4 protein-coding genes and 1 pseudogene are annotated in these 9,990 nt (G+C 45.8%); 4 read left to right on the top strand and 1 reads right to left on the bottom strand.

The window, feature by feature from the left end; translation table 11 throughout:
• Positions 1 to 39: 39 nt before the first annotated feature.
• The 4 genes from ACWJAO_RS10185 (at position 40) to ACWJAO_RS10200 (ending at position 9,065) form a co-directional block, all read left to right on the top strand.
• On the top strand, positions 40 to 2,046 hold the full coding sequence (locus tag ACWJAO_RS10185; protein WP_449140170.1) for an alpha-glucuronidase: 2,007 nt from the start codon (positions 40 to 42) through the stop codon (positions 2,044 to 2,046).
• Positions 2,039 to 3,685, top strand: coding sequence for a GH35 family beta-galactosidase (locus tag ACWJAO_RS10190; RefSeq protein WP_449140171.1), 1,647 nt, complete (start codon positions 2,039 to 2,041; stop codon positions 3,683 to 3,685). Before ACWJAO_RS10185 ends, ACWJAO_RS10190 begins: the two co-directional genes overlap by 8 nt.
• A 217-nt stretch (positions 3,686 to 3,902) precedes the next feature.
• The gene (locus ACWJAO_RS10195) at positions 3,903 to 7,025 is read left to right on the top strand and encodes a SusC/RagA family TonB-linked outer membrane protein (protein ID WP_449140172.1); all 3,123 of its coding nucleotides are present in this window, start codon (positions 3,903 to 3,905) and stop codon (positions 7,023 to 7,025) included.
• 12 nt (positions 7,026 to 7,037) lie between these two features.
• Positions 7,038 to 9,065, top strand: a complete 2,028-nt coding sequence (locus tag ACWJAO_RS10200) for a RagB/SusD family nutrient uptake outer membrane protein (protein ID WP_449140173.1) — start codon at positions 7,038 to 7,040, stop codon at positions 9,063 to 9,065.
• A gap of 176 nt (positions 9,066 to 9,241) precedes the next feature.
• Here ACWJAO_RS10200 and ACWJAO_RS10205 read toward each other — a convergent pair.
• A pseudogene (locus tag ACWJAO_RS10205) lies at positions 9,242 to 9,727 on the bottom strand (group II intron maturase-specific domain-containing protein); the annotation flags it as partial.
• Between the last annotated feature and the right edge of the window lie 263 nt (positions 9,728 to 9,990).

A 9,990-nucleotide genomic window follows, 5' to 3' on the forward strand; every position in this document is an offset into this window, starting at 1 on the left:
CAGAAACAATAATAATACAAACTAACGATCTGCAAAGATATGAAGAAATACCTCATTTTATTATTTACGGTACTTACATCACTCCATGTTTCTGCACAGAGTGATGGTTCACAGTTATGGCTCGGAAAGCAGTATGCTAACTCATGCCAAGTCATCTCACAGTTGCCTGATGATGCAACAGCCAAGATTGCCAAGCAGGAGTTGGAAAACAACTGGCGTGGCAAGAATGTTGAGCTCAAGATAGACAAGAGTCTCAACCTGGGCGAGGGCTATAACATCTACGCCCGTCCTGCCCAGCAAGGCGACAACATTCAGTACGAAGCAACTATCACCGCCAGCAATCCTATCGGTTTGCTCTATGGTGCCTACGAGCTGATTCGTCTTCAGAACACCGATGCCTACAACACTGGTAGCGGTAATCAGCAGAACTTCAGCAAAGCTATCGATGAAACCGAGAAGCCACAAGTGGGTCTCCGCATCCTCAACCATTGGGATAATCTCGATGGCAGCATCGAACGTGGCTATGCCGGAAAGAGCATCTTCAAATGGGAAGAAATCAAACTCGGCAAAAACGGTAAGGGCGGCAGCATCAGCAAGAGTCTGCACGACCGTCTCATCACCTATGCTCGTGCCAACGCCTCTTTGGGCATCAACGGCAGTGTGCTCAACAATGTGAATGCATCGCCAAAGATGATGACTGCAGAATATATTAATAAGGTGAAGATCATCGCCAACATCCTGCGTCCTTATGGCATCCGGGTATACCTCAGCATCAACTTCGCTTCGCCTATGGCTTTAGGCTACACCAAGACTGCCGACCCACTGGATAAGAAGGTTCAGCAATGGTGGAAGAAGAAGGCAAAAGAGATATATACTACCATCCCTGACTTTGGCGGTTTCCTCGTAAAAGCCAATTCTGAAGGGCAGCCTGGTCCTGGCGACTACCACCGCACACATGCCGATGGAGCCAACATGCTTGCCGATGCCGTCAAACCATACGGAGGCATCATCATGTGGCGAAGCTTTGTATATGGTGCTAACCATAAGGGAGAAGACCGTGTAAAGCAAGCTGTCAGCGAATTCAAAGGTATGGATGGCAAATTCCGTGACAACGTAATCCTACAGTCTAAGAATGGTCCGCTCGACTTCCAGCCACGTGAGCCATACGCTCCTATCTTCGACAACATCAAACAGACTCCACAGATAGCAGAACTTCAGATTACCCAGGAATATCTTGGTCAGTCTAAGCATCTCACCTATCTCGCACCTATGTGGAAAGAGTTCTTTGAGTTTGTCAATCCAAATAAACTGGTTGGAATCTCAGGTGTAGCCAATATCGGTGATGATGCCAACTGGTGTGGTCATCCTTTCTCACAGGCAAACTGGTATGCTTTCGGCCGCCTGGCATGGAATCCTTCACTTACAGCCGAAGAGATTGCTCATGAATGGCTCGTACAGACCTATGAGAACCAGGACGAGAGATTCACCAAACCTGTAGAAATGATGATGATGACTTCCCGTGAAGCTTGCGTCAACTATATGATGCCACTGGGCTTGCATCATATTTTCAAGTTCGACCACCACTACGGTCCGGAACCAGATGGTTTCATCGCAAGTTATCCTTTGGAATGGTGCCCTGTATACTATCACAAAGCTGATGCCCAAGGTGTAGGTTTCGACCGTTCATCCAAGGGCACAGATGCTGTCGGTCAGTACCCAGAACCATATCGCAGTCTGTATGATAACATCGAGACCTGTCCTGAAGAATATCTTCTCTGGTTCCATCATGTGCCTTGGACTTACAAAATGAAATCAGGCAGCACCCTCTGGCAGGAACTCTGCATGAAGTACAACATGGGTGTGGCGATGGTAGAAGTTTACCGCGACTTCTGGCATACCTCAGCCAAGCAGTACATGAAGGGGCATGAGCAGGAATGGCAACATACCGATTCATTGCTCAATGTGCAGTTGGAGAATGCAAAGGAATGGCGCAATACCTGTCTCAAGTATCTTCAAACCTTTTCAAAAATGAAGATTTATGAATAAGATCGTATTATCTTTTCTAGCATTATTATGCTGCATCAACATACAAGCTGGAGTGAAACTGCAGAAGCAAGGCTCTGCAACCCAGCTTGTTGTCAATGACAAGCCGATGCTTCTCCTGGCTGGTGAGTTGAGCAACTCTGCCGCAACGAGTCCTGCCGACATCAGGAAAGCATTGAAACAGATGAAGAATAGCGGAGTCAACTCAGTCTTCGTTCCTGCATATTGGGAATTTGTAGAACCTGACGAGGGCAAATATGATTTTGCGCTCGTAGACAGCGTCATCACAACAGCCCGTAAGCATGACTTGAAGATTGTCTTCCTATGGTTTGGTGCCTGGAAGAACTCTATGAGCTGCTATGCTCCACTATGGGTAAAGGAAAACACCAAGCGTTTCCCACGTTCACTCACAGAGAACGGTAAACCTCTGGAGATATGCACAGCCTTCAGCGACAATCTGCTTCAAGCAGATAAACGAGCATTCTGCGAACTAATGAAACACATCAAAGCAGTTGACAGTCAAGAGAATACCGTTATCATGATGCAGGTAGAAAACGAAATCGGCATGCTCGAATCTGCCCGCGACCATTCTCCTCTTGCCGAGAAAGCTTACAAGCAGACAGTTCCTGCTCCATTGCTCAAGGCACTCAAGCTCAAGAAGAAAGGTACATGGGCTGAAGTTTTCGGCACAGACCGTTATGCTGACGAGAAATTCCAGGCATATTACTATGCCAAATATGTAGAGCAGCTAGCCTCAGCAGGCAAAGCCATCTACGATATTCCGATGTATGTAAATGCTGCGATGAACAGCCGTGGCAGAAAACCAGGCGAATATCCTTCTGCCGGACCACTTGCCCATCTGATTGATATCTGGAAATGTGGTGCACCAAGTATTGACATCTTTGCACCAGACATCTATGATACCGGTTACAAGGGATGGGTAGAGAAATACAAGCGTGCAGACAATCCTTTCTTTACTCCTGAAGTGAAGTGCGATGCCAACAGTGGTGTAAAGGCATATTATACCTTCGGTGAAACAGATGCCATCAGTTTCAGTCCGTTTGCTCTAGATGAAGCTAACTACAAGGTGAAGAACAGTCTCAGACGTTCATATAAGGTTATCAACCAGCTCTCTCCTATCCTGCTTCAGCATCAGGGAAAGGGCAAAAACTGGGGATTACTCTTCGACCAGGAAGATAAAGAACGCATCATCGAAGATGGAGATATCACCATGACCTGCCGTCATTTCTTCACGCTGCCTTGGGATCCTCGTGCTACAGATGGAAGTAAATGGCCAGAAGGCGGTGGCTTGATCGTGAAACTTGCCAAGAACGAATACATCATAGCAGGTAATGGAATCGTCGTAGTTTTCCAAAGCAAGACAGAAAAAGCGCAAGCTGAAGAAAAGAAACTCGGTGAGGATGGATTTGTTGACAATGGTGGAACCGAAACAAAGAAACAAGCCGCAACTTTCAAAGGTAAGCGTATCGGTATCGGATATGTTGACCAGGTTGAAGTAGACAAAAACGGCAAATTACAGTTTATCCGCCGCGATAATGGCGATCAGGACCATCAGGGACGCCATGCCCGCATCTCATGTGGCGACAATAAAATCCTCCACATCAAGCTATACGAATACTAAAACATCTATATATAATAAGGTATAAAGGGGATTTGCAGCTGCATATCCCCTTTTTACTGCTCTAATATGTCTATTTTATTACTCATGAAACATTTTAAAACACGCAAGATACAAATTTTAACTGCACTTTACGAAAAAGGACATATCTTTGCAGCCATAAACCAATTAACAAAATAGTAAGTAGAAAACATTTTATATACCTATAAGCTGTTAAACTATGAAGTTATATTTTAAACAAACAACAATCTTGATGGGTATGTGTTCCACACTTGGAATGTATGCTCCAGAGGTACAAGCTAGCAACGGAGAAGCAAATTCTCTGATAGCAACTTCAGTACAACAAACAAAAAAGGTTACAGGTAATATCAGCGACTCTATGGGTCCGCTGATTGGTGCAACAATCAAGGAGAAAGGAACAGGTAACGGTGTAGTAACCGACCTGGATGGTAATTTCTCTATTAATGTAAAGCCTGGCGCTACACTCGTGATTTCTTATGTTGGTTACAACACCAAGGAAGTTGTAGTAGGCAATCAGACAAACATTAAGGTTTCAATGGAGGAAGAAGGTCATAGCCTCAACGACGTTGTCGTTATCGGTTATGGTACCCAGCGCAAGGAAGCCGTAACAGGTTCTGTAGCTAACGTTACAGGTTCAGTGGTACGTGAGGTTCCTGGTGCCGACATCACCAACGCCCTCCAGGGTCGTATCGCAGGTGTACAGATGGCACAGACTTCATCAAAGCCAGGTGCATCCATGCAGATTCGTATCCGTGGTACACGTTCCCTGACAGCCAGCAATGACCCATTGATCGTACTCGATGGTATTCCATTCGCAGGTAGCATCAGCGACATCGATCCTAACAACATCAAGAGCATGGACATCTTGAAGGATGCCTCTGCTACCGCTATCTACGGTTCTCGTGGTGCCAACGGTGTCATCATCATCACTACTTATAAAGGTTATCAGGAGCAGCGCCCTACTGTAACTTATAATGGTTACATAGGTGCAAAGACCCTCTTCCACCGTTATCCGATGATGAACGCAGAACAGTTCACCAAACTCCGTCAGTATGCCAACAAGTTCCAGAATGGTCCTGATGAGAAGTATTGGGGCGAAGACGGTGCTGTGGATATGGATTGGCAGGACGAATTGTTCAAAACTGGTATCACCACCAACCATGACATCGGTGTATCAGGCGGTTCTTCCAAGGGAAGCTACAACTTCGGACTCTCATACTATCGTGATGAAGCTGTTATCCCGACACAGAACTTCAACCGTTATGCCATGCATGCAGCCATCGATCAGGAGATTGGTAAATACGTGAAGATTGGTTTCAGCACCAACAGCAACTACAGTATTACCAACAATAGCGACCTCGGTCTCTACAACACATTGAGTGCTACTCCTATCGCTAACCCATATAATGAGGATGGCTCATTGAAGAAACGCATCCGCATGTCTAGTGATGACCAGTGGGTTTATACCAAGAATACCATCGAGAGTCTTGGTGACAGCCACAAGGATCAGACCAAGGCATACGGTACTTACAACAACTTTTATGGTGAAGTGAAGATTCCTCACGTAGACGGATTGAAGTATCGCATCAACCTCGGTTTGAACTATCGTTCCAGCGAATATGGTAACTTTGTAGGTCAGGGTGTATTCTCAGACAAGGATAATGCAGACTCTCATGCCACTTCCCGCTACCAGCGCACAACCAACTGGGCTATCGAGAACATGCTGACATACGACAAGACATGGGGCAAGCATACAATCAATGCGGTAGCTCTTTACTCTGCTGAGCAGACCAACTATCGCCAGACCAATATGTATGGACTCGATATTCCTAACGACAAGTTCCAGTTCTATAACATCGGTTATGCCAAGACTGTAACAGTAGATCCTGCTAACCAGGCATACTACAAGAGTGGTCTGGAGTCTGTAATGGGTCGTGTGATGTACAACTACGACAACAAGTATATGGCAAGCGTAGCCTTCCGTTCAGATGGTTCTTCCCGTCTGGCAAAGGGACACCAGTGGCATACTTATCCTGCCGTATCTCTCGGTTGGAACATCTCTCGTGAAAACTTCTTGAAGGATATCAGCTGGTTAGAAAGCCTGAAACTCCGTGTTGGTTATGGCGAGACCTCTAACCAGTCAGTAAACCCATATTCTACCCTCGGTGCTTTGAGCACACGTGCTTACAACTTCGGTAGCGACCCTAACGGTTATGCTGTAGGTATGTACGTTTCTTCTCTCCCTAACTCAGAACTCGGTTGGGAGTATTCCAAGACTTGGAACTATGGTATCGATTTCTCTCTCTTCGGTGGTCGCTTGAGCGGTACTGCAGAGTACTATGTTCAGAATACAGAAGACTTGCTGATGAGCGTTAACCTGCCATCAACATCCGGCGTAAGCAGCTATATGGCAAATGTAGGTAAGACCCGCAACAAGGGTTTCGAACTTTCTCTGAACGGAACCATCATCGACAATAAGAATGGTTGGACATGGGATGCAGGTGTAAACTTCTATACCAATAAGAATGAATTGGTAGAATTGGCATCAGGAGCAACACGTGACGAAAGCAACTGGTGGTTCGTTGGTCAACCAATCAACGTCATCTATGATTATGAAAAGATTGGTATCTGGCAGACAGACGAAGAAGACATCCGCAAGGTTGCTGAACCAGGTGGTAACGCAGGTATGATCAAGATTAAGTACAATGGTGACTATAATGCAGATGGCACTCCAACCCGTCCATACAGTGAGGCAGACCGCCAGATCATGAAGGTAGACCCAGACTGGGAAGGTGGTTTCAACACCCGTGTAGCTTACAAGAACTGGGATCTCTCTGTAGTAGCTTCTTACCGTCATGGTGGTACATTGATTAGCACTATCTATGGTTCACAGGGTTACCTGAACATGTTGACCGGTCGTCGTAACAACATTGATGTTAACTACTGGACAGAGGACAATCCTACAAATGATTATCCAAAGCCAGGTGGTATCGAAAGCAGTAACAACCCTAAGTATGGTAATTCACTGGGTTACTTCAGTGGTTCTTATCTCAAGATTCGTACCATCACATTGGGTTACAACTTCAACCAGCCATGGCTCAAGAAGTGTGGCATCAGCAAGGCTCGCATTTATGCAACCGTACAGAATCCATTCGTTCTCTTCTCTCCATACCATGATGAATCAGGCATGGACCCAGAGACCAACTCATACGGTAACGAGAATCAGGCTGTAACCTCATTCTACAAGTCAAACTTGCTCGTAGTAGGTTTCAACACACCTTCTACCCGCAACTGGTTGCTCGGATTAAACATAACCTTCTAAAAATTGACAACAATGAAAATTCGCAGTTATATATTAGCAGCAGGACTTCTTGCATCAGGCCTTGCATTTACAGGTTGCTCTAGTGTGCTCGAAGAAACCGACCGTCAGGGATATACCCCTGAATATTTTAAGACTGAAAAAGGTGTCCAGGCAGGTATCACCTCTCTCTATGCCAACCTCCGCTACTATTGGGGCAATGGCTATTGGCTCATCGCAACAGAGGAAGGTACAGATGAATATACCTACGGACATGGTGGTAACGGAAACGATTTGCCTATCGATATGACAGAGCAGATTCTGAACCCAAGCAACTGCCGTGCGGATGTATTGTGGGGCGTAGCCTTCTCTGACATCAATACGGCAAGTGGAGTGATTGAGAATGGTTCACAAGCAGGCATCTCAGAGAGTCTGTTGTCGGAGGCACGTTTCTTCCGTGCATTAGACTACTTCGAGTTGGTTCAGACATTCGGTGGTGTTCCATTGGATTTGGGTGCCGGCGAGTTGAAGTTCAACATCAATGCTACCCGTACTTCTACCCGTAATACCGTACCTGAGGTTTATACCAAGGCTGTATTCCCAGACTTGAAGACAGCCATCGAGCAGCTTCCAGATGCAGGTCGAGTAACTGGTGGTGTCACCAAGACAGCAGCTCGTCTGGTATTGGCTAAGGCTTATCTGACATACGGATGGTGGTTGCAGAATCCAAACAACATTCCAACCTATCCAAAATGCGACCGTCAAGACCCTGATGGTCATGATGCAGCATGGTACTTCCAGCAGGCATACAATATCGCAGTAGAAGCCATCAACAATCCTGCAGGATTTGGTTTGCAGAAATCATTCTATATGGTTAACGTGGGTACTAACGACCGCAACAACGAGATTTTGCTCTATGCAGACCATAACGAGTCTAACAACTACTATGACGGTGGTACCAACTTCGACTGGGCAAATGGTAATTCACCAGGTAATTTCGCCCGTTGGATGTGCCGTTGGGATTACACCTTCTTGGAGACATGCAAAAAACCTGGTGGTGTTTGGACAGAAAAAGACAAAGATGGAAAAGAAGTAAATAATGCATTCCGTTCCGTTCAGCGTGAGGCAGTCCAGGGTAAGGACCGTCCTTGGAAGCAGATGGCTACCCCTATTGAAGTCATGACCAAGACCTTTGCAGAAAAGAAGATGGACTCTCGTTTCGACGGAACCTTCGCTTATCAGTTCCGCAGCAACTGGGATAAATCGGGCGCAATCACTGGCACAGCATATAATGCCAACAACCTGCCTGTAAATGCACAGGATTCTATCCTTACCTTCATCGATGACAGCGAAGCAGCAGGCATTGTTTATCCACAGAAAGGCGTGAATAATGCAGCTGGTGACGGAACCAAGGCTGCCGGCTACAGCAATGTAGGTGCAGGAGTACTTCCAGGTCGTGCCGACTGGGTTATCGCAGCAAGTGGTATCAGCCGTTATGCATGGTTGAACAACTGGAAGAACGGTATCTACCGTTCAGACAATGGCAACACATTGGGTAAGCCTAATGGTGATAGTCCTCGTCCATACCCAGTATTGAAGTTCTCTGAACTTTACTTCATCGCTGCCGAGGCAGCAGTAAAGGGTGCTACAACATCTGGCAACTGGACCGCCCGCAACTTGATTAACGAGATACGTGGTCGTGCTGGTGTCTGGACATACGACAACAACCGCCAGTGCAAGAAGATAGCAGACTACAGTCAGCAGATGAAGGATGCTACACCTCAGAATATCACCATAGAGTATATCTTGGCAGAGCGTTCACGTGAGTTCTTCGGCGAAGGTTACCGTTGGTGGGACCTCGTCCGCACTCAGACATGGAAGCAGATTGCTGGCACTTATACCATCTGCGGTCTTAATCCAGGCGATCATACTCCTCAGACTTGGGAGCGTGTTCTCATCACTCCAGAGAAGTATCTCCGTCCTATTCCACAGGGACAGATTGATGCGCTCCAGATGTCTGCTGAGGAAAAGGCAGCTTATCAGAATCCAAGCTATACTGAATAAGACAAGCTACAAGCACTGAATATCATATTTCCGACATATACATATCAGAATGTAACGAATAGATGTCGAGATACACTTTATTAAATCGAGTAGGAGGAAAACGAAGTAGTTTTTCTCCCACTTTCGTTTTCCGACCTCTCACACCACCGTACGTGCGGTTCCGCATACGGCGGTTCCTATTTTTGGTGCCACTCGATGTATGCCCCCATCAATGTAGCATAGCCTGCCATGCTCAACTTTTCGTTGGTTATAGCACGGCTTAGTATATAACTGCCGGCTATGCGCCAATAACCCAAACGACTATTGCCCCACAAGTAAGCTTGGTATTTGTCAATACCGCACTTTACCAAGTTGGCAACTTTCGTTTTCACCCTCTTCCACGACTTCCATATACACATACGTAGCCGTCGCCTTAACCACTCGTCCATCTCTATGAGAAAACGTTTCATGTTGGCAAGGTGATAGTAACTTACCCAACCCTTTATGTACTCTTCAAGTTTTTGCTTCCTCTTAGCATATCCCCAACCATTGCTTCGGGAAGTCAACTCCTTGAGTTTGGCTTTCATCTTGGCTTTGGCTTTTGCATGCACAGTGAGTGGGCATTTGCCTTTCATCACATAAAAGGAGTAGCCAAGGTATTTCACACCTTGTACATAGGACAAATGTTTTTGAAACAACCAAGGATTTTTGAAGATTATTTGTATTACGGTAATTACAATTTCAGTTATTACAGTTTTTTCCTGAGGGGGTATATGGGTTTGAAGGTAGTAACAATCTGTTACTACAAATATTTATGAAGGTGTGTCATAAGTCTGTGACGCACCCCTTTTTATTTTTTGCCTTTTCACAGATACGAAATCTTTAAAAAACATTTTTATTTACAACAAAGCCCAAACTTTCACAAGCTCGGGCTTTGCCTTTCCGC

The organism is Segatella sp., assembly GCF_977051555.1.